Annotated in this window: 16 protein-coding genes; 9 read left to right on the top strand and 7 right to left on the bottom strand. The window is 65.2% G+C overall.

Annotation, left to right across the window (positions count from 1 at the left end):
* Nucleotides 1-237: 237 nt before the first annotated feature.
* Nucleotides 238-1,572, bottom strand: a complete 1,335-nt coding sequence (locus JQ621_RS30330) for a dihydroorotase (RefSeq protein ID WP_212240472.1) — start codon at nt 1,570-1,572, stop codon at nt 238-240.
* Nucleotides 1,573-1,673: 101 nt separating this feature from the next.
* Here JQ621_RS30330 and ygfZ point away from each other — a divergent pair, with 101 nt between their 5' ends.
* From ygfZ to JQ621_RS30300, 6 genes are all read left to right on the top strand, one after another.
* A complete protein-coding gene (gene ygfZ / locus JQ621_RS30325) occupies nt 1,674-2,549 on the top strand; it encodes a CAF17-like 4Fe-4S cluster assembly/insertion protein YgfZ (protein WP_212240471.1) in 876 nt (291 codons plus the stop codon).
* Nucleotides 2,546-3,172, top strand: a complete 627-nt coding sequence (locus JQ621_RS30320) for a DNA-3-methyladenine glycosylase I (RefSeq protein ID WP_212240470.1) — start codon at nt 2,546-2,548, stop codon at nt 3,170-3,172. Before ygfZ ends, JQ621_RS30320 begins: the two co-directional genes overlap by 4 nt.
* Nucleotides 3,169-3,783, top strand: a complete 615-nt coding sequence (locus JQ621_RS30315; protein ID WP_212240468.1) for a YfbR-like 5'-deoxynucleotidase — start codon at nt 3,169-3,171, stop codon at nt 3,781-3,783. Before JQ621_RS30320 ends, JQ621_RS30315 begins: the two co-directional genes overlap by 4 nt.
* Nucleotides 3,784-3,914: 131 nt before the next feature.
* On the top strand, nt 3,915-4,421 hold the full coding sequence (locus tag JQ621_RS30310) for a tyrosine phosphatase family protein (protein ID WP_212240466.1): 507 nt from the start codon (nt 3,915-3,917) through the stop codon (nt 4,419-4,421).
* Between the two features lie 19 nt (nt 4,422-4,440).
* Entirely contained in the window at nt 4,441-5,403 is a 963-nt protein-coding gene (locus JQ621_RS30305; protein WP_212240464.1) for an NUDIX hydrolase, read from the top strand.
* Nucleotides 5,404-5,447: 44 nt separating this feature from the next.
* Nucleotides 5,448-8,135 (top strand): DUF2339 domain-containing protein, encoded by a 2,688-nt coding sequence (locus tag JQ621_RS30300; protein ID WP_212240462.1) that lies wholly within the window; start codon nt 5,448-5,450, stop codon nt 8,133-8,135.
* 4 nt (nt 8,136-8,139) lie between these two features.
* Here JQ621_RS30300 and JQ621_RS30295 read toward each other — a convergent pair whose 3' ends face one another.
* The 6 genes from JQ621_RS30295 to JQ621_RS30270 form a co-directional block, all read right to left on the bottom strand.
* The gene (locus JQ621_RS30295; RefSeq protein ID WP_212240460.1) at nt 8,140-9,828 is read right to left on the bottom strand and encodes a methyl-accepting chemotaxis protein; all 1,689 of its coding nucleotides are present in this window, start codon (nt 9,826-9,828) and stop codon (nt 8,140-8,142) included.
* Between the two features lie 306 nt (nt 9,829-10,134).
* Nucleotides 10,135-12,240 carry a methyl-accepting chemotaxis protein gene (locus tag JQ621_RS30290; protein ID WP_212240458.1) on the bottom strand — a complete coding sequence of 702 codons (2,106 nt, stop codon included), beginning with the start codon at nt 12,238-12,240 and terminating at the stop codon, nt 10,135-10,137.
* Nucleotides 12,241-12,431: 191 nt separating this feature from the next.
* Nucleotides 12,432-12,683: a DUF6894 family protein gene (locus JQ621_RS30285; RefSeq protein ID WP_212240457.1), complete on the bottom strand. Its 252-nt coding sequence runs from the start codon at nt 12,681-12,683 to the stop codon at nt 12,432-12,434.
* Between the two features lie 165 nt (nt 12,684-12,848).
* Nucleotides 12,849-13,439 carry a hypothetical protein gene (locus JQ621_RS30280; RefSeq protein WP_212240456.1) on the bottom strand — a complete coding sequence of 197 codons (591 nt, stop codon included), beginning with the start codon at nt 13,437-13,439 and terminating at the stop codon, nt 12,849-12,851.
* Nucleotides 13,440-13,551: 112 nt separating this feature from the next.
* On the bottom strand, nt 13,552-14,538 hold the full coding sequence (gene acuI, locus JQ621_RS30275; protein ID WP_212240455.1) for an acrylyl-CoA reductase (NADPH): 987 nt from the start codon (nt 14,536-14,538) through the stop codon (nt 13,552-13,554).
* A gap of 40 nt (nt 14,539-14,578) precedes the next feature.
* On the bottom strand, nt 14,579-15,823 hold the full coding sequence (locus tag JQ621_RS30270; RefSeq protein WP_212240453.1) for an MFS transporter: 1,245 nt from the start codon (nt 15,821-15,823) through the stop codon (nt 14,579-14,581).
* 343 nt (nt 15,824-16,166) lie between these two features.
* Between JQ621_RS30270 and nadA the strand changes: the two genes are divergently transcribed.
* The 3 genes from nadA (at nt 16,167) to nadC (ending at nt 19,925) form a co-directional block, all read left to right on the top strand.
* On the top strand, nt 16,167-17,282 hold the full coding sequence (gene nadA, locus JQ621_RS30265) for a quinolinate synthase NadA (protein ID WP_212240452.1): 1,116 nt from the start codon (nt 16,167-16,169) through the stop codon (nt 17,280-17,282).
* 142 nt (nt 17,283-17,424) lie between these two features.
* Nucleotides 17,425-19,035, top strand: coding sequence for an L-aspartate oxidase (locus JQ621_RS30260; RefSeq protein WP_212240451.1), 1,611 nt, complete (start codon nt 17,425-17,427; stop codon nt 19,033-19,035).
* An 11-nt stretch (nt 19,036-19,046) separates the two neighbouring features.
* The gene (gene nadC / locus JQ621_RS30255; RefSeq protein ID WP_212240450.1) at nt 19,047-19,925 is read left to right on the top strand and encodes a carboxylating nicotinate-nucleotide diphosphorylase; all 879 of its coding nucleotides are present in this window, start codon (nt 19,047-19,049) and stop codon (nt 19,923-19,925) included.
* Nucleotides 19,926-19,977 lie beyond the last annotated feature (52 nt).

The raw sequence follows: 19,977 nt of genomic DNA, 5'->3' as shown, positions 1-19,977 counted from the left end.
CGGCGTCAAGCGCCAAGGACCCAACGGCTTCCCGCCCACTCTCATCATGACAGACTTTCCAGACACAGGGACCCATAACCACAGGGAGACGTTTGGCGAAGACTAGCGGTTAATCAATTCACCGGTATTCCGACCGTCGATCACAGAGAGATTCCGCGGTATGGGTCCCGGCCTTCGCCGGGACGACACCGGTGGTGGCGCGATGTTCCACCTCACGCGCAATGCATCCAGAAGCCCCTACTGCTTCAACGTCTCCAGAAACCGCACCGGCTCGCCCTGCGATGGCGTCACCAGCTCGCCTTGCCACATCACGCGGCGGCCGCGGATGAAGGTGCCGACGGGCCAGCCGGTGACGCGAACACCATCGTAAGGCGTCCAGCCGGCTTTCGACGCCACCCATTTGTTCGTGATGGTTTCGCTGCGCTTGAGATCAACCACAGTGAGGTCGGCGTCATAGCCGGCGGCGATGCGGCCCTTGCAGGCGATGTTGTAGAGGCGCGCGGGGCCGGCGCTGGTGAGATCGACGAAGCGCGCCAGGGACAGCCGACCCGCATTGACGTGGTCGAGCATCAACGGCACCAGCGTCTGCACACCGGTCATGCCGGAGGGCGATGCGGGATAGGTCTTCTGCTTCTCTTCCAGCGTGTGCGGGGCGTGGTCGGAGCCGAGCACGTCGATGATGCCCTGCTCGATGCCGCGCCAGATGCCGGCGCGGTGATCGGCGCCGCGCACCGGCGGGTTCATCTGCGCCAGCGTGCCGAGCCGCTCGTAGCATTCGGGTGCGACCAGCGTGAGGTGATGCGGCGTCGCCTCGCAGGAGGCGACGTCCTTGTGGTCGCGCAGAAACTCGATCTCTTCCTTGGTCGAGATGTGCAGCACGTGAATGCGCTTGCCTGTTTCATGCGCAAGCTTGACCAGGCGCTGCGTCGCCATCAGCGCCGCGGTCTCGTCGCGCCAGACCGGATGCGAGCGCGGATCGCCCTCGACGCGCAGCGACTTGCGATCGTTGAGCCGATACTCGTCCTCGGCGTGGAACGCGGCACGGCGGCGGATCACCTGGAAGATGCGGCGCAGGCTTTCGTCGTCTTCCACCAGCAGCGCGCCAGTCGATGAGCCGATGAACACTTTCACGCCCGCACAGCCCGGCGCGCGCTCGAGCACCGGAAGGTCCTGCACGTTCTCGCGGGTGCCGCCGATGAAGAAGGCGAAATCGCAATGCATGCGGTGATGGGCGCGCTTGATCTTGTCGGAGAAGGTCGCCTCCGTCACCGTGAGAGGCGAGGTGTTCGGCATCTCGAACACCGCGGTGACGCCGCCCATCACGGCGCTGCGCGAACCGGTTTCGAGATCTTCCTTCTGCTCCAGCCCGGGCTCGCGAAAATGCACCTGCGTGTCCATCACGCCGGGCAGGATGTGAAGGCCCTTGCAGTCGATCACCTCGGCCGCGGAGGCTTGCGACAGCGGGCCGAGTTCGGCGATGCGACCGCCCGCGATGGCGATATCGCGCACGCCCTCGCCGTCCTGGTTGACGACGGTGCCGCCCTTGAGGATCACATCGAAGCGCTGGGTCATGGCTGAAGGCCTCTCTCATCCCCAAGCGCAGGGCTCGAGGTCTTGTCGTTTATGCCTTGCGGGCTTACGTTCCGGAGCACCATGTCGCAAGAGATTTTCGCATGAAATCAGCGTTTCTTCCGGACCGGGGCGTGATCAAGGTCGCGGGCGAGGACGCGCGCAACTTCCTCAACGGCCTCATCACCACCGATCTCGACAGGCTCAAGCCGGGCCTGGGGCGATTCGGTGCGCTGCTGACGCCGCAGGGCAAGATCATCGTGGATTTTCTGATCACGGAAGCGCCAGCCGGCCATGGCGGCGGGTTCCTGATCGACTGCCCGAAACCGCTCGCCGATGGGCTCGCCACCAAGCTGAAATTCTACAAGCTGCGTGCCAAGGTGACGGTGGACAACCTCGATCTCGGCGTGCTTGCGGCGTGGGACGGCCAGCCGGCGGCACAGCCGGATCTCGCCTTTGCCGATCCGCGCAATGCCGAGCTCGGCACGCGCATCCTGATCCCCGAAGATCTCAAGCAGAAGCTCTCCGACCTGATCGGCGCCGACCTGGTCGATGCGGCCGACTACGAGGCGCACCGCATCGCGCACGGCGTGCCGCGCGGCGGACTCGATTTCATGTACGGCGATGCGTTCCCGCACGAGACCAACATGGATCGCCTTGCCGGTGTCGATTTCGACAAGGGCTGCTATGTCGGTCAGGAGGTCGTCTCGCGCATGCAGCACCGCGGCACCGCGCGCACCCGCAGCGTGAAGGTTCTGCTCGAGGACGCCGCGCCCGAGGCTGGCGCCAGCATCATGGCCGGCGACAAGTCGGTCGGCACCATGGGCTCCTCGGCAAAGGGCAAGGGCATCGCGCTGGTGCGCATCGACCGCGTTGCGGATGCACTTGATGCCGGGCGGCCGCTCAGCGCCGGCGGACTTGCGTTGAAGCTGGCAGAACCTGACGTCGTTCGCATTCCCGCAAAGCAGCCCATCGCATGAGCCGTGCTCCCCGCCTGCATCCCGACGGAAAGACCCGCTGCCCATGGCCGGGCGAAGATCCGCTCTATGTCGCCTATCACGACACCGAGTGGGGCGTGCCCGAATACGACGACCGCGCGCTCTATGAGAAGCTGATCCTCGACGGTTTTCAGGCCGGCCTCTCCTGGATCACGATCCTGCGCAAGCGCGACAATTTCCGCAAGGCATTCGACGATTTCCAGCCGGAGAAGATCGCGCGCTACACCGACAAGAAGGTGCATGCGCTGATGAACGATGCCGGCATCGTGCGCAACAAGGCCAAGATCGAGGGCACGATCCTGAGCGCGAAGTCCTATCTCGACATCATGGAGAAGGGCCCCGGCTTCTCGAAGCTGCTGTGGGACTTCATGGGCGGCAAGCCCAAGGTCAACCAGTTCAAGACCACCGCGAGCGTGCCGGCCTCGACGCCATTGTCCGTGCAGATCTCCAAGGAGCTGTCCTCGCGCGGCTTCAAGTTCGTCGGGCCGACTATCGTCTATGCGTTCATGCAGGCGACCGGCATGGTCAACGACCATCTGGTCGACTGCCATTGCCACGCGACCTGCAGCAAGCTGCAGCGCAAGCCGCGCCTCAAGGCCAAATGACGGCCGGGAAAACGTCACGCGTCGTGGAGTCCCGCGCCTGGCAGCGCATGCTGTCGGGCCGGCGGCTCGATCTGCTCGATCCCTCTCCGCTCGACATCGAGATCGCCGATATCGCGCATGGGCTGGCGCGTGTCGCGCGCTGGAACGGGCAGACCACAGGCGCGCACATCTTCTCGGTGGCGCAGCACACGCTGCTCGTGGAGACCGTGCTGCGGCACGAGATGCCGCGCGTCGACGAGCGGATGCGGCTGGCAGCGCTGCTGCATGATGCGCCTGAATACGTGATCGGCGACATGATCTCGCCGTTCAAGGCCGTGCTCGATGGCCACTACAAGGCCGTGGAAAAGCGCCTGCTCGGCGCCATTCACATCCGCTTCGGGCTTCCGCCTGTTTTGCCCGAGGAGATCACGCAGGCGATCAAGGCCGCAGACCGCGGCGCGGCCTATCTGGAGGCGACACGGCTTGCCGGTTTCAGCCAGAGCGAGGCCAAGCGCCTGTTCGGCAAGGACCCGGGACTCTCCGACAGTACCAGGCGCGATTATCTGACGCCATGGACTGCGGCACGGGCCGAGAAGCAGTTTCTGGAACGGTTCGGCGCGGTGTTTGCGTAGGTGCTGTAGGGTGGGCAAAGGCGCACTTGCGCCGTGCCCACCAACTCTTCGCGATTTCGACGAAAGTGGTGGGCACGCTTCGCTTTGCCCACCCTACGGACGCTCGTTATAATTGCCCCAAAAGGTCCGACATGATCCACGTCTGTTCGCTCGCCGCCCTTCCCGAAACCGTCCGCCGCACCGGGGCCAGCCATGTGCTGACCGTGATGGCCAATGTCGAACAGGTGGTACGGCCGGCGTCGGTGCTCCCCGCCAATCATCTCAGGGTGTCGATGGACGACATCACCGAGGAGATGGACGGCTTTGTCGCCCCCTCCGAGGCCCATATCGACCAGGTGCTGAATTTCGTCCGCGGCTGGGACCGCAACGCGCCGCTGGTGGTGCACTGCTATGCCGGAATCAGCCGCTCCACCGCGAGCGCATTCGCCGCCGTCTGCGCCCTCAACCCCGATCGAGACGAGGTCGAGATCGCCAGGAAGATTCGCGCGGCCTCCCCGATCGCCTCGCCGAACCGGCGCATCGTCCGCCTTGCCGACCGCGCGTTGGGGCGCAACGGCCGCATGCTGCGCGCGCTCGACGAGATGGGTCCAGGCGAGATGCTGGTCGAGGGCCGCCCGTTTGTGATCGAGCTCGAATGACAGCCGCGATCACCACCGCATGAGCGACAAGCTGCTGACGCCGATCGAGATCGGCCTGACTGCCGCGATCGTCGCGATCGAGGATCACGAGCCACTGGTGCTGACCGCGCGCGGCGGCGACGGGCTCACCGGGCTGCCGTTCGGCCCATTCGATGCACCGAGCCATCGCACCTTCGAGATCGGCCTGCGCGCCTGGGTCGAGGAACAGGCGGGCTTGCGACTGGGCTATGTCGAACAGCTCTATACGTTTGGCGACCGCGGCCGTCACGCGGAAGCCGGCGACACCGGCGCGCATATGGTGTCGATCGGCTATCTCGCGCTGACACGCACTGCCGAGGGCGCGGCGACTTCGGCGAGCTTCGAGCCCTGGTATCGCTTCTTCCCGTGGGAGGACCGGCGCGAGGCGCCGCCCGCGATCATCGCCCGTGACATCATCCCGGCGCTGACCGCATGGGCCGAGGAGGAGACGCCGGAGACCACGCGCGCATTGCCGCGCAGGGATCGCGTGCGCTTCTATTTCGGTCTCGAGGGTGCGGCCTGGGACGAGGAACGCGTGCTCGACCGCTATGAGCTCCTCTACGAGGCCGGCCTCGTCGAGGAGGCGCGACGCGACGGCAGGCCTGCGGCTTTGACGCGCAGGACGCTGCCCGCGCTCGGCACCTCGATGCGGTTCGACCACCGCCGTATCCTTGCCACCGCGATTGCCCGGCTGCGCGCAAAACTGAAGTATCGCCCTGTGGTGTTTGAACTTTTGCCCGCCGAGTTCACACTCACCGAGTTGCAGCACACGGTGGAGGCGATCTCCGGGCGTCACCTGCACAAGCAGAATTTCCGCCGCCTGGTGGAAACCGAGGCCCTGGTCGAACCGACCGGGGTGATGTCGACACAGACTGGCGGGAGACCGGCGGCGCTCTACCGCTTTCGCCGCGACGTGCTCCAGGAGCGGCCCGCCCCGGGCTTGCGCGTGCGCTCCCGGCGCTAGATCAGAGATTACGATCGGCCCCCGCCGATTGCCAGGGAGGCCCCATGTTCGACGCCCCGTTCGACGTCTTTGCCGTGATGATTGCGATCGCCGCGTTCCTGATCGCGCTGAAAGCGTCGAATCAGGCGACCGAGCTGCGCCGCCGGCTGGGATCGCTGGAGGCCGCGCTGCAGGCGCAGCGACAGATCGAGCCGCCCCCACCCCTGCCCGTGCAGGGGCAAGCAAGCACGCCTGCGCCAGCGCCGCCGCCGCTTGCGCCGGAAACCGAGGCCGCGCCGCCGCTCGTCACCGAAGATGTTTCGCCGCTACCGCGCGAAGCAATAACCGCCGTTGCACCGCCGCCGCTGCCCGCGCCTGAGCCAGGTTTCGAAGAACGGCTTGGGACACGCTGGGTGGTGTGGATCGGCGGCCTCGCGCTCGCGCTCGGCGGCTTCTTCATGGTGCGCTATTCGATCGAGGCCGGCCTCGTCGGCCCCGGCGTGCGCGTGTTTCTCGGCGGCCTGTTCGCAGCCGCACTGTTGGGTGCCGGCGAATTCACGCGGCGCAAGGAGAGCATCTCCACTATTCAGGCGCTGCCAATCGCCAACATTCCGGCGATCCTGACCGCGGCTGGAACCGCGGCGGCGTTCGCAACGGTGTATGCGGCCTATGCGCTCTACGGCTTCCTGGTGCCCGCCACCGCCTTCGTCCTGCTCGGCATCGTTGCGATGGGCACGCTCGCGGCCGCGCTGCTGCACGGGCCGGCGCTCGCGGGCCTCGGCGTCGTCGGCGCCTTCGCAACGCCCGCGCTCGTCTCCAGCGGCAAGCCGGACTATTGGGCGCTCTATATCTATCTGGCCATCGTCACCGCCGCGAGCTTTGGCTTTGCGCGTATCCGGTTGTGGCGCTGGCTGGCCGTGACGACGATCGTCTTCGCCGTGCTCTGGACTTTTCCAGGCCTCGATGCCGGCGCGTTGGAGGTCGCACCGCATGCGTTGCACGTGATCGCCGGTTTTGCGCTCGCCGCGCTGCTCGTGGTCTGCGGCTTCATGTTCGGCCCTGATATCGAGGACGGGCAGGTCGAGCCGGTCTCGTCGAGCGCGCTCGGCGCCTATCTGTTCGGCGCGATGCTGATCGTGCTGTCGAGCTCGCATGCCGACCTCGCGCTGATCGCCTTCACGCTGCTCGTTGCGGCAACACTGTTCGTCGCCTGGCGCGCGGAGGCCGCCGCCGGCGCACTTGGCGCTGCCGCTGCGACAGTGTTCATCGTGTTCGCCGAATGGGCCGTGCGCGCCAATCCTGACATGCTGGTGCTGCCTGGCGGCCCCATGCCGGGCATGACGCCGACCGCGACCGACAGCGCGGTGACGCAGCATCTGGTGATGGCTGCGATCTTCGCGGCCAGCTTCGGCGTCGCGGGCTTCTTCGCGCAAGGCCGATCGAATTCGGCGATCATCCCCGTGGTGTGGTCGGCAGCAGGCGTCGCGGCGCCGATCGCGATCCTCATCGCGCTCTACGCGCGCATCGCCCATCTCGACCGCTCGATCCCGTTCGCGATCCTCGCCGTGCTGCTCGCAGCCGCTTTTGGCACAGCGACCGAAATGCTGACCCGCCGTGAAAACCGGCCGGGCCTTGCGATCTCGACGGCGCTGTTTGCGACTGGCACGCTCGGCGCGCTGGCGCTCGCGTTGACCTTCGCGCTCGACAAGGGCTGGCTCACCATCGCGCTGGCGCTGATGTCGCTTGGCACGGCCTGGATCGCGATGCAGCGGCCGATTCCGTTCCTGCGCTGGCTTGCCGCGATCTTCGCCGGCATCGTCACCGCACGCGTCGGCTATGATCCCCGCATCGTCGGCGACACCGTCGGCGCGACGCCGATCTTCAATTGGCTGCTGTGGGGCTATGGCCTGCCAGCGGCCTCGTTTTGGGCGGCGAGCCTCTTTCTGCGCCGCAGAGGCGACGACCCGCCGCTACGCATGGTGGAAGCTGCTGCGATCCTGTTCACCGCGCTGCTGGCCTTCATGGAGGTCCGCCATCTGGCGACCGGCGGCGACATGATCGCCTCGCCATCGCTGTTAGAGGCTGCCTTGCAGGTCTGCGTGGCGCTGGCCATGGCGATCGGGCTGGAGCGGTTACAGCGGCGCAGCTACTCGATCGTGCACAATGTCGGCGCGATCGTGCTGACCGCAATCGCGGGCGTCATCGGCGTGTTCGGCCTCCTGTTCCTCGAGAACCCGCTGCTGTGGCACATCGATGTCGGCGGCGTCGTGCTCAACCTGCTGCTGCTCGGCTATGCGCTGCCGGCGGTGCTGCTGTTGCTGCTCGCTTATGCCGCGGTCGGCGCCCGCGGCAAGGTCTATGCGAACACGATCGCGGGCGCAGCCCTCGTGTTTGCGCTGTCCTATCTGACGCTGGAGATTCGCCGCTTCTATCACGGCCCGTTCCTCACCAACGGCGAGACGACAGGGGCCGAACAATACACCTATTCGATCGGCTGGCTCGCCTTCGGCGTCGTGCTGCTCGGCATCGGCATTCTCGCCAACTCCGAGCGCGCGCGGCTGGCATCGGCCGCGGTTATCGCGCTGACGATCCTGAAGGCCTTCGTGATCGACATGTCGACGCTGACGGGCGTCTACCGGGCGCTGTCGTTCATGGGCCTCGGCATCGTGCTGGTCGCGATCGGCTGGCTCTACCAGCGCATCCTGTTCCGGCGGCAGGTAACGCCGCCGCCGGCTCCGCAGACAGGTAGCTGACGGATCAGGCCGCGCGGACCGATTCCAGGAACTGCGCGACCTCGACCTTGAGACGTGTGCTGTCGGTCGCCAGCGACTTGGCTGCCGAGAGGACCTGCGAGGAGGCCGAGCCGGTCTCGATCGCGCCGCGCTGCACGTCGGTGATGTTCATCGAGACCTCCTGCGTGCCGACCGAGGCCTGCTGGACGTTGCGCGAGATCTCCTGCGTGGCTGCGCCCTGCTCTTCGACGGCCGCCGCAATCGCGGACGACACTTCCGACAGGCGCTCGATGGTGCCACCGATCTCCTTGATCGCGCTGACCGATTCCTGCGTCGCGGCCTGGATGCCCGCGACCTGCGCGCCGATCTCTCCGGTCGCCTTCGCGGTCTGCTCGGCCAGCGCCTTCACCTCGGAGGCGACCACTGCGAAACCGCGGCCGGCCTCGCCGGCGCGTGCGGCTTCAATGGTCGCGTTCAGCGCCAGCAGGTTGGTCTGGCCTGCGATGGTGTTGATGAGCTCGACCACATCACCGATGCGGGCGGCGGCCTGCGACAGCTCGTTGACACGCGCATTGGTCCGCGCCGCCTGACCGACGGCCTCCGCGGCCATCCGCGCCGAATCCTGCACGCGACGGCTGATCTCCGTGATGGAGGACGACAGCTCTTCAGAAGCCGAGGCGACCGACTGTACGTTGGTCGAGGCTTCTTCGGACGCCGCGGCGACCGCCGTCGAGAGCTCCTGACTGCGCTGCGCTGTCTGGCTCAATGTCGTGGCCGACGCCTCGAGCTCGGTCGAGGCCGAGGAGACGGTGCCGACGACTTCGCCGATCATGACTTCGAATTTGCGGGTGATGGCATCGACGCGGCGGGCGCGTTCGATCTTGGCTTCGGCGTCGCGCGCGGCCGCCTCGTCGGCGGCACGCTTGGCGATCAACGCTTCCTTGAAGATCTGGAGCGCATCCGCCATCGAGCCGATCTCGGTCTTCTCGCCGCGATGCGGCACATCGGCCGAGAGGTCGCCCTCGCCGAGCGACTGCATCGGCTTGATGATCGAGGCAATGCCGTGCGAAACGTCGCGCACGAGATAATAGCCCGCGCCGATCGCGATCGCGACCGAAGCAATGATGATGCCGACAAGAATGCGGAAGATCATGGCGTAGCTGTCGGCCGCCTGCTTCGTCTCGGCCTCGGCGCCGCGGTTGTTGAGATCGATGTCCTGCATCAGCAGCGGATCGGAGGCCTGGGCCATCTTCGCGACCTTGGTCTGCAACAGCTCGTTGGCGTCGGTCGGGAACTTGCCCGGACTCTTGCGCGACAGCGCCATCACGTCCTGCACGCCGTTCAGATATTCGGTCCACGCCTTGGTCCATTTTTCGTAGATGGAGCGCTCCTCGGCGGACGTGATCAGCGGCTCGTAGGTCTTGCGGGTCTGCTCGATGCGTTCGCGCAGCGAGGCAAGGCGCTTCTCTGCCGCCTCCTTGCCCTCGGCGGTATCCTGCATCAGGTGCAGGCGGAGCGCGACGCGCAGCTCGTTGACGTCGGCACGGATCGAGCCAAGCGCGCGCACGCTGGGCAGCCAGCTCTGCGCGATCTCGACGGTGTGGGAGTTGATGTTCTGCATCGTGCCGATCGCCACAACGCCGACACCGGCGAGCGAGAGCACAAGGACCGACAATAGGGTTAAAAGCTTGAAGACGATCGACAACTTCGACATCACGATAAGTCCCTATGATAGCAAAACGCACAAGTCGCTCGCCCTGCGACCGTCACGACTGACGGTGGGGCGGAGTCATTCCAACAATATTGGCTGGTTCTTGTCCGGTAGGATTGCACACATAGAGGCAACCAGCCGTTAACACAGGCCTACGTGGAACTACGGATGCGACATTGTGGTCCTAGTTTCTTCTACAACTATTCATCGCAACCGCCCGAACATCCCGTGCCGTATCGGTGCACCAGGAACGCAAGACAACTGCCGCGGCCGCGACGGTCGTTGATCGAGAGGCCAGGCAGGCTTGGTTCAGGCGGCCCGAACGGTGTTCAGGAACTTGCTGACCTCGAGCTTGAGACGGTTGCTGTCCCCGGACAGCATCTGCGCGGCGGAGAGAACTTGCGATGATGCCGATCCGGTCTCGCCGGCCCCGCGCTGCACGTCGGTTATGTTGGACGACACCTGGTGGGTGCCTGCCGCCGCCTGCTGCACGTTGCGGGAAATTTCCTGTGTCGCCGCGCCCTGCTCCTCGACGGCGGCCGCGATGGTCGAGGATATCTCCGACAGCTTTTCGATGGTGTCGCTGATGTCCCTGATGGCACCGACCGATTGCTCGGTCGCAGTCTGGATGCTGGAGATCTGCTGCCCGATCTCGCCGGTCGCCTTTGCCGTCTGCTCGGCAAGCGCCTTGACCTCGGAGGCGACGACGGCAAAGCCGCGGCCGGCTTCGCCGGCGCGGGCCGCCTCGATCGTGGCGTTGAGAGCCAGCAAATTGGTCTGGCCCGCGATGGTGTTGATGAGCTCCACCACGTCGCCGATCCGCATGGCCGCCTTGGACAACTCGCTGACACGCTCAGTGGTATCGCGGGCCTGGCCGACCGCCTCGCTCGCCACCCGCGCCGACTCTTGCACCTGACGGCTGATCTCGGTGATCGAAGACGACAATTCCTCGGTCGCCGAGGCCACCGACTGGACATTGGTGGACGCCTCCTCGGAGGCGGCAGCGACCATGGTGGCAAGTCCCTGCCCGCGCTCGGCCGTCGAGGTCAGCGTCGAGGCAGAAGCCTCAAGCTCGGTTGCGGCTGAAGAAACTGTCTCGACGATCTCGCCGATCGCAGATTCGAAGCTGTCGGCAAGCTTGTGCATCTCGGCCTTGCGCTGCGCAGTTGCAATCCGATCTGCGGCGGCCTGCTCGGCCCTCATCCGTTCCACTTCAAGGCCGTTTTGCTTGAAGACCTCCACTGCGACAACCATCTCGCCGATCTCAACAGTCTGGCCAGCGGCGGGCACTTCGACCTCGAAATCTCTATCAGCCAATCGTCTCATCGTGGCCGTGATTGCGGAAAGCGGCTTGAGAATGCGGGAGAAGGTAATCCAGAAGCTAAGCCCGGCCAGGACCAGCGATATGCCGAGAAGCGCAAGCGTGATGATTAAGTTCCGGAGACTTGAAGCCGCCTCCCTATTCGCTTCCTGGTCGGCAGCCCCTCCGATGGACTCTCCAAGCTTCAGCACGGCGTTAATGCCGGCGGTCGCGCGGGCGAAATAGTCGGCTCCGCCAATCATATACGCGCCGGAGTTTCCGCCCGAAAGGACGAGCGTGCGGGTCTCCCCGTAGCCGCCGAAATAGGTCTTCTCCACCTCTGCCATTGTATCGCCTATCTCCCTCGGGAGATCCGGGCGGAGCCGCAGCGGCACGACTGCCTCCCATGCAAGCTCGACTTTGGACCGCAGTGCGGCGAGACGCTGGAGCTCATCAACGCCAAGCTTGGCGCGAGCGCCGACCGCGCCGGTGAGAAGCGCACGCTCTCTTCCGGCATTTTCAGCCATTTGGGCCGTGAGGTGTCGCGCGCCGATGAGCTGGGCGAGCTTTGCCGCGGGAGGACTGGTTAAAGTTTCGAGGGTTAGCCGCAACCGGTTGCTCGCGATCTCGATGACATCGGTGATTGCAGGTACAAAGCCATCGACGACGTCAGGCGCCCGCTCGGAGCGTGGCCGCTGGAGATTCGTGACGACGTTCTCCCGGAGCCGTCGCAGCGACTCGAATTTGGCTTGGGCTTCTGCAATTTGCGACTGCCCCAGCGCCATTTCGGGAATGGACCGGATCTCGACGATAGCTGCCTGGAAGGCCGCGTCCCCCGCCGCACGGACCTTATCGATCTCGGCACCGCGTTCGGAAGCAAGCGGATCGGCGGACTTCAACGCCCCATTGGTCAATCCGCGTTCGATCGCCCATTGCCCTGCGCTCTGCAGCAGCAGCTGGGCGGCGTGATTAGTCTTCAGGAATGCATCTGCTTCACGACGCTTGCCGATCGCTTCGAATGCGATCAAGCCAGCCGATCCCACGCCAAGCAGCACCAACGCTGCGATGATAGCCGGCAGCACGGTTCCTATGCGCAATCTGATCTGGCTCAACATTGCGTTTCCCGAAACGCGAGCAGCCAGACATTGCCGACCGCTTGGACGTTGATCGCCCTTACCCGAAAGGCTATCGGCCAGAGCTCCATCCAAGGTTAACGGTGAGGTCAGCAGAAATACTGATCTTTTGCGCTACATGATTGAAATCGAGGGAGTTTAATCTCGTCATAGTTGTAAATTGCAGCTTGAAGTCAGCGCGGCATTATTTTGCATCCGACGGTCTCGCTGATCAGGCTGATGCGAAACACGGGCTCCTTATTCTCGTCGAGCAGCTCCATGCTCCACTTTGCATTCGGCTTCAGATTGCGGGCGATGCTTCCGAGCAGATTGGCGCACACTTCGGTCATCTCGGTCCAGGCCGCAGCGCGATCCTCGAACTCGTACGGCTGATCGGCAGCACCGGAATAGCGGCCGGTGCTGATGCGAAAGAAATACAGCGACATTTTTTTACTCTTGTGTAGGGCCGCCTCCCGGCCGTTGCAGAGGCTAGGGCGACAGTCGCTACCAAGGCATGAACACCGCGGGCCGTATCACTACGGCGCCACGGCTTCGCGTGCGGTGCATTCTTGAAAGACAGGTAAATGGCGCGCGCGGCGATGCGCCTGACGTCACTCGGTCGAGCGGCGCAGTTCGAGAGGAGCTTCGTTTTTTGGCTCGGACTTCACCGGCTCGATCCGGCTGCTCTCGATACGCGGCGTCTCGACACGCGCGGCAACCTCGGTGCTCGATGTGTTGACCGAACCGGTCTGCTCCGGCGCCCGGAGCGAGCGCGGCCGCGCAACCGCACGCGCCATCAGCATCTGGTTGCCGCCCTGGTGGTGGAAGTCGCAATAGGCGAAGCCCATGCCGGAGACCGAGCCGCGGAAACTGCGGTCGTCGGTCTTTTCGAGGTTGAAACAAGGCTCGAACGGAATGCCCTTGATCGAGGCGCAAACATTCTGGCCCCGGATCTGAAGGGTGTTGCCTGGCAGGCGAAGATGCTTGACCGGACCTGAGCCCGAGAACTGCACCGCGCCGGCCGCGCCGAGATCATCGAGAATACGGCCTGCACCGCGGGTGCCGTCGAAACAGGTGAAGGCGAACACTTTGCCGGCGACGAAGCGGCGTGCCTCGTCCGCATTCATACTGCCAGCCAAGGCAATGGCCGGCGCAAACGTCACGACTGCCGCGACAGCCCCCAACACAATACGCGCAAGCATGCTCTACTCCGAACCAACCCCGCAGCGGGCGATGCCTTATCTCTTTACCCGCTGCTTACCATACTAACCATGGCGACATTGAAGCAGCTTGGTTGGTAAAGTCTGAACGCCGTTAGACAATTTTTACCACGATACGGCCGCGGACCTGGCCGGCCAGGATTTTCGCGCCCCATTGCGGAACTTCCTCGAGAGAAATTTCCGTAGTGATTTCAGATAGTTTTGCCCGGTCCAGGTCGGAGGCGAGACGCTGCCAGGCGGCTTTTCGCGGCTCGATCGGGCACATCACGGAATCGATGCCGAGAAGGCACACCCCGCGCAAAATGAAGGGTGCGACAGAAGACGGCAGGTCCATGCCGGCAGCGAGTCCGCAGGCGGCAATGGCGCCGCCGTACTTGGTCATCGACAGCAGATTCGCCAGGGTGTTCGAGCCGACGCTGTCGACCCCGCCTGCCCAGCGCTCCCTGGCCAGTGGCTTGGCGGGGGCCGACAATTCATTGCGGTCGATCACCTCGGCGGCACCAAGGCTCTTCAGGTAGTCGGCCTCGGAGGCACGGCCGGTCGAAGCGATGACGTGATAGCCGAGCTTGGACAGCACGGCGGTGGCGACCGAACCGACGCCGCCGGCCGCGCCCGTGACCACCACGGGGCCACTCTTGGGAGAGAGGCCGTGCTTCTCCAGCGCCAGCACGGAGAGCATGGCGGTGAAGCCGGCGGTGCCGATCGCCATGGCATCCCGTGCCGAGAGGCCCTGCGGAAGAGCGACCAGCCAGTCGCCCTTCACCCTCGCCTTCTCGGCGTAGGCGCCGAGATGGGTCTCGCCCATGCCCCAGCCGGTGCAGACGACCTTGTCGCCCGTCTTCCATTGCGGATGGGAGGACGCTTCGACCGTGCCTGCGAAATCGATGCCGGCGATCATGGGGAAACGGCGCACCACCGGTGCCTTGCCTGTCAGCGCGAGGCCGTCCTTGTAGTTCAGCGTCGACCATTCCACGCGGACGGTGACGTCGCCGTCCATCAGTTCGGCTTCGTCGAACTGGGTGAGCGCGGCGGTGGTGCCCTTGTCCGCCTTGTCGATCCTGATCGCCTTGAATGTGGCCACGGCCGAACTCCCTGACTTGTTTCAGGCGATGTTTAACCGATCAGGCAGGCTGTGCAACCGCTCGCGCGACCGGCTTCTCTACAATCGGAAGATTGATCAGCGCCGAGAGCACGCCGAACAGGATCGAGAGCCACCAGATCGGGGTATAGGACCCGAACTTTTCAAAAGCGATGCCCCCGAGCCAGACGCCGAGGAAGCCGCCGACCTGATGGCTGACAAACGCAAAGCCATAGAGGGTCGCAAGCCAGCGCGTGCCGAACATCAGCGCCACCAGCGCCGAGGTCGGCGGCACCGTCGACAACCAGGTGAGGCCGGAGACGGCGCCGAACGCGATCGCCGAGAACGGGGTGATCGGGAACGAGATGAAGGCGAGCGTCGCCAGCGCGCGGGTGAAATAGATGACGGAGAGGATGTAGCGCTTGGGCAGCGAATTCTGAAGATAGCCGACGCTCAGCGAGCCCATGATGTTGAACAAGCCGATCGCCGCGATCACCCAGCCGCCGGTTTGCGTCGAGATGCCGCGATCGACCAGGAACGCCGGCAGATGCACGGTGATGAAGGCAAGCTGGAAGCCGCAGGTGAAGAAGCCGAGCACCAGCAGCACATAGGAGCGATGGCCGAAGGCCTCGGCAAGCGCCCTGGTGATGGTCTGCTCGTCCGCAGGCGATGCGTTTGCCGTCGCCGCAACCGGCGGCGTGGACAGCGCCAGCGACAGCGGAATGATCAGCAGCATCAGGAAGCCGAACACGGTGAGCGCCTGCTGCCAGCCGAAATTGTCGATCAGGGCCACACCGATCGGCGCGAACAGGAACTGGCCGAACGACCCCGCCGCGGTGCCGGCGCCGAGTGCAAGGCCGCGCTTCTCGGCCGGCAGCAGCTTGCTGAACGCCGACAGCACCAGGTTGAACGAGCAGCCGGCAAGGCCAAAGCCCACCATCACGCCCGCACCGATGTTGAGCGACAGCGGCGTCGAGGAGTAGCGCATCAGGATCAGGCCGCCGGCATAGAGCAGCGCGCCGCCGCACATCACCCGGTACAGGCCGAAGCGATCGGCGACTGCGCCGGCGAACGGCTGGCCCAATCCCCACAAAAGGTTCTGAAAGGCGATGGCAAGACCGAACACGTCGCGGCCCCAGGCAAATTCGTGGCTCATCGGCTGCACGAAGAAGCCCAGCGCCGAGCGCGGGCCGAAGCCGAGCATGCCGATCGCGCAGCCGCAGAGGATGATGACGGCAGGGGTGCGCCAGCTCGAGGAACGCGTGAGTTCGCCCGTTTGTGTCGACATGGGTGTTCCCCATTGTTTTCAGCGGATCCGGAATAGGCTACCGCGCTCTGACGCGTTTAATGCAGGTGCATGAAAATCCCAAGTCGAAAATGATTGCGTTTCGCGAGGGGCTTTGGCGGGAGCATTGCGTTTCATCGCGACCTCCCGTGGCGCGTGGAAAACGCGACTTGACGGGAATGTGTACGACAGGACCTAGCGGCCCCATCGAGGCCGTGTTATCTTTGATTTACTCAAACTGAGCATATTTAGGCTCCCTGAAGTCCCCCGGCCCCCATCAGGCCGGATTTCTTGGGCTCCACATATACTCATATTGAGCATATATCAATCACGCGGGGAGGCTTCGATGCCGATCACTGGAATTTACGGCCCTGACGATTTCGCCGATCGGCCCAAGGGCCAATCCGGGGGCCAATCTACCGCCACCCCGGTCGCTCCGGCGCGAACCGGGCCGACGCTGCCGCGCCCCTCGCTTGAATGGACCAGCGAAGTCGAGCGCGCCACGGCGCCGATCTACGAGCGGGTCAAAAACGTGATCCCGCCGATCGAATGGCCGCTGATGGCGCCGACGATCCACGCGATCAACCAGCTCAAGCGCGCGCGTAACGCGGTGATCCTCGCCCACAACTACCAGGCGCCGGAGATCTTCCATGGCGTTGCCGACATCGGCGGCGATTCACTGCAGCTCGCCGTCGAGGCCACCAAGGTGAAAGCCGATGTCATCGTTCAGTGCGGTGTGCATTTCATGGCAGAGACGTCGAAGCTGCTCAATCCGGACAAGACGGTGTTGATCCCGGATTCGCGCGCCGGCTGCTCGCTCGCCGCCAGCATCACCGGTGCGGATGTGCGCCTGCTCCGCGAGAAATTTCCCGGGGTGCCCATCGTCGCCTATGTCAACACGTCGGCAGAGGTGAAGGCCGAGGTCGATATCTGCTGTACCTCGTCGAACGCCGTGCAGGTGGTCGAGAGCCTGAACGCGCCAACCGTGATCTTCCTGCCCGATCGCTACCTCGCGACCTATGTCGCCACGAAGACCAACGTGAAGATCATCGCCTGGAAGGGTGCGTGCGAAGTGCACGAGCGCTTCACCGGCGACGAGCTGCGCGCCTTCCGCGACGCCGATCCCTCCGTGCAGATCATCGCACATCCGGAATGTCCGCCCGACGTGCTGGCGGAAGCCGATTTCACCGGCTCGACCGCGCACATGATCAAGTGGGTGCGCGAGCGGCGGCCAAAGCGCCTCGTGATGATCACGGAATGCTCGATGGCCGACAATGTCCGCGCCGAGCTGCCCGACGTCGAGATGCTGCGGCCCTGCAACCTCTGCCCGCACATGAAGCGCATCACGCTGTCCAACATCCTGGAGAGCCTGCTGACGCTGGGCGACGAAGTCACGATCGATCCGGCGCTTGCGGAGCGGGCCCGGCGCTCGGTCGAGCGGATGATCAATCTGAAGAATTGAAGGCAACACGCAGCAACACACACAGCCGTCGTCCCGGACAAGCGCGCCTCAAGCGCGCGCAGATCCGGTACCCATAACCACCGGACGGGGCAATGGGTCCTGGCTTTCGCCAGGACGACGGCAGAGTGAAAGGAGAAAAGCCATGACAACAAACAACATCCACAACCTCACCCGCTCCACCGACGATGTCGTCATCGTCGGCGGCGGCCTCGCCGGATTGTTCTGCGCACTGAAGCTTGCGCCGCGGCCGGTCACGCTGATCTCGGCAGCGCCACTCGGATTAGGCGCGTCTTCCGCATGGGCGCAAGGCGGCATCGCAGCCGCGGTCGCGGAAGGCGACAGCCCCGAAGCGCATGCTGCGGATACGATCGCGGTCGGCGGCGGCATCGTCGATGAGGCCGTCGCACTTGGTATCGCACGCGAGGCGGGCCCGCGGATCCACGATCTGCTTGCCTATGGCGTGCCTTTCGACCGCGATCTCGAAGGCCGGCTCGCCGTGGGCCGCGAAGCCGCGCACTCGGCGCGGCGGATCGTGCACGTCCGCGGCGACGGCGCGGGCGCTGCGATTGTCGCAGCGCTGAGCGCGGCCGTGCGCCGCACGCCATCAATCCGGCTGATCGAGGGCTTTGTCGCCGAAGCACTGCTGACCGAGGACGGTGCCGTCACCGGCCTTCGCTTGCGTGAGGCCGGTAACTTTGCCGCAAGGCCGGTGATGATCGCCTCCCGCGCGGTCGTGCTTGCAACCGGAGGCATAGGCCATCTCTATGCCGTCACCACCAATCCGGCCGAGGCCAACGGATCAGGCCTTGCGATTGCCGCGCGCGCGGGCGCCGTGATCGCCGACCCCGAATTCGTGCAATTCCACCCGACCGCGATCATGGTCGGCCGTGATCCGGCACCGCTTGCGACCGAGGCGCTGCGCGGCGAAGGCGCGACGCTGATCAACGCGAACGGCGAGCATTTCATGGCAGCGCTTCATCCGCTCGCCGAGCTTGCGCCGCGCGACATCGTGGCTCGCGGCGTATTCGCCGAGATCGCGGCAGGACGCGGAGCCTTCCTCGATGCGCGGGAGGCGCTGGGAGCGCACTTCGCCGAAAAATTCCCGACGGTGCACGCCAGCTGCATCGCCGCCGGCATCGATCCGGCGACGCACGCCATCCCGATTGCGCCGGCCGTGCACTATCACATGGGCGGCATTGCCGTGGACACACGCGGGCGCAGCTCGATCGACGGTCTCTGGGCCGGCGGCGAGGTGTCGTCCACCGGCATGCATGGCGCCAACCGCCTCGCGTCGAACTCGCTGCTCGAAGCGGTGGTTTATGCCGCGCGCATCGCCGAGGACATCGCTGGCCACGCGATCCCCTCGCCAGCCCGTCTCCCCGAGGCGCTCGTGACATCGCGCAGCGGCGTGCCGGATACGAGCATCGTGCAGCGGCTACGGGCGATGATGAGCGCGAATGTCGGCGTGATCCGCGAGCGCGACGGGCTTGCGGAGGCCGTGCGCAGCCTTGCGGCGCTCGAGCACACCGCGACAAGCATGGTTGTCCGCAACATGGCAACAGCGGCTCTGCTCGTGGCGGCCTCGGCATGGAGCCGGCATGAGAGCCGCGGCGCCCATTGCCGCGCCGACTTTCCCGCCGAGGTGCCCGCGCTTGCGCGGCGAACGACGACGACACTCGCCGAGGTGCACGACATCGCCGATAGCCTCACCGAGAATTCAACGCCGCGCATCGCGCAATTCATGATCGCCTGACGGAGTCTCCCATGATCACCCCTGCCTCCCTGCTCTATCCCGACGCCTTCCTCTCTCCGCTGGCGATCGACGAGGCCGTACATCGCGCGCTCGCCGAGGATCTCGGCCGCGCCGGCGACATCACCTCGCTCGCGACGATCCCGGAAACCACCAACGCCGAGGCCATCCTCGTCGCGCGCCAGTCCGGCGTCATCGCCGGCCTGCCGCTGGCGCTGGCCACGCTGCAAAAGCTGTCGCCCGACATCGAGGTCCGCGCGCATGTCCGCGACGCCGCGCGTGTTACCAGCGGGCAGCAGGTGCTGACGATCTCCGGCCCGGCCCGCGCCATTCTCACGGCGGAACGGACCGCGCTGAATTTCGTCGGGCGGTTGTCGGGCGTCGCGACCCTCACGGCCGATTACGTCGCGCGGACCGAAGGCACCAGGATGCGCATCTGCTGCACCCGAAAGACCACCCCGGGGCTGCGGGCGCTGGAGAAATATGCGGTGCGCTGCGGCGGCGGCTTCAACCACCGCTTCGGTCTCGACGATGCGATCCTGATCAAGGACAATCACATCGCGGTCGCCGGCGGCATCCGTCCAGTGCTGGAGCGTGCGCGTGTCCAAGCCGGCCATCTCGTCAAGATCGAGATCGAGGTGGATACGCTCGCGCAGTTGCGCGAGGTGCTCGCCACTGGTCTGGCCGATGCGGTGCTGCTCGACAATATGGACATCGCAACGCTGCGCGAGGCCGTCACGATGACGGAAGGCCGCCTCAAGCTGGAAGCCTCGGGCGGCGTGACGCTCGAATCGATTCCGGCGATCGCAGCCACCGGTGTCGATTACGCCTCATCAGGCGCGCTGACGCATTCGGCGCCGAATTTCGACTGCGCGCTGGATATCGAGATGTGATGTCTTCGCCTCTCCCCGCTTGCGGGGCGAGGGAGTGCAGCTGCGATCGCAA

It is taken from the genome of Bradyrhizobium manausense, assembly GCF_018129685.1.
GTDB classification, from domain to species: Bacteria; Pseudomonadota; Alphaproteobacteria; order Rhizobiales; family Xanthobacteraceae; genus Bradyrhizobium; species Bradyrhizobium manausense_D.
Note: the sequence above shows the minus strand (reverse complement) of the source record. Positions and strands in the feature narration are given on the sequence as shown.

Coding starts and splice junctions, on each gene's coding strand:
- nadC (WP_212240450.1), top strand. CDS start 19,047: ATGATCACCCCTGCCTCCCTGCTCTATCCCGACGCCTTCCTCTCTCCG.
- JQ621_RS30285 (WP_212240457.1), bottom strand. CDS start 12,683: ATGTCGCTGTATTTCTTTCGCATCAGCACCGGCCGCTATTCCGGTGCT.
- JQ621_RS30330 (WP_212240472.1), bottom strand. CDS start 1,572: ATGACCCAGCGCTTCGATGTGATCCTCAAGGGCGGCACCGTCGTCAAC.
- JQ621_RS30320 (WP_212240470.1), top strand. CDS start 2,546: ATGAGCCGTGCTCCCCGCCTGCATCCCGACGGAAAGACCCGCTGCCCA.
- JQ621_RS30260 (WP_212240451.1), top strand. CDS start 17,425: ATGACAACAAACAACATCCACAACCTCACCCGCTCCACCGACGATGTC.
- JQ621_RS30315 (WP_212240468.1), top strand. CDS start 3,169: ATGACGGCCGGGAAAACGTCACGCGTCGTGGAGTCCCGCGCCTGGCAG.
- JQ621_RS30270 (WP_212240453.1), bottom strand. CDS start 15,823: ATGTCGACACAAACGGGCGAACTCACGCGTTCCTCGAGCTGGCGCACC.
- JQ621_RS30310 (WP_212240466.1), top strand. CDS start 3,915: ATGATCCACGTCTGTTCGCTCGCCGCCCTTCCCGAAACCGTCCGCCGC.
- JQ621_RS30290 (WP_212240458.1), bottom strand. CDS start 12,240: ATGTTGAGCCAGATCAGATTGCGCATAGGAACCGTGCTGCCGGCTATC.
- JQ621_RS30300 (WP_212240462.1), top strand. CDS start 5,448: ATGTTCGACGCCCCGTTCGACGTCTTTGCCGTGATGATTGCGATCGCC.
- JQ621_RS30305 (WP_212240464.1), top strand. CDS start 4,441: ATGAGCGACAAGCTGCTGACGCCGATCGAGATCGGCCTGACTGCCGCG.
- ygfZ (WP_212240471.1), top strand. CDS start 1,674: ATGAAATCAGCGTTTCTTCCGGACCGGGGCGTGATCAAGGTCGCGGGC.
- nadA (WP_212240452.1), top strand. CDS start 16,167: ATGCCGATCACTGGAATTTACGGCCCTGACGATTTCGCCGATCGGCCC.
- JQ621_RS30280 (WP_212240456.1), bottom strand. CDS start 13,439: ATGCTTGCGCGTATTGTGTTGGGGGCTGTCGCGGCAGTCGTGACGTTT.
- JQ621_RS30295 (WP_212240460.1), bottom strand. CDS start 9,828: ATGTCGAAGTTGTCGATCGTCTTCAAGCTTTTAACCCTATTGTCGGTC.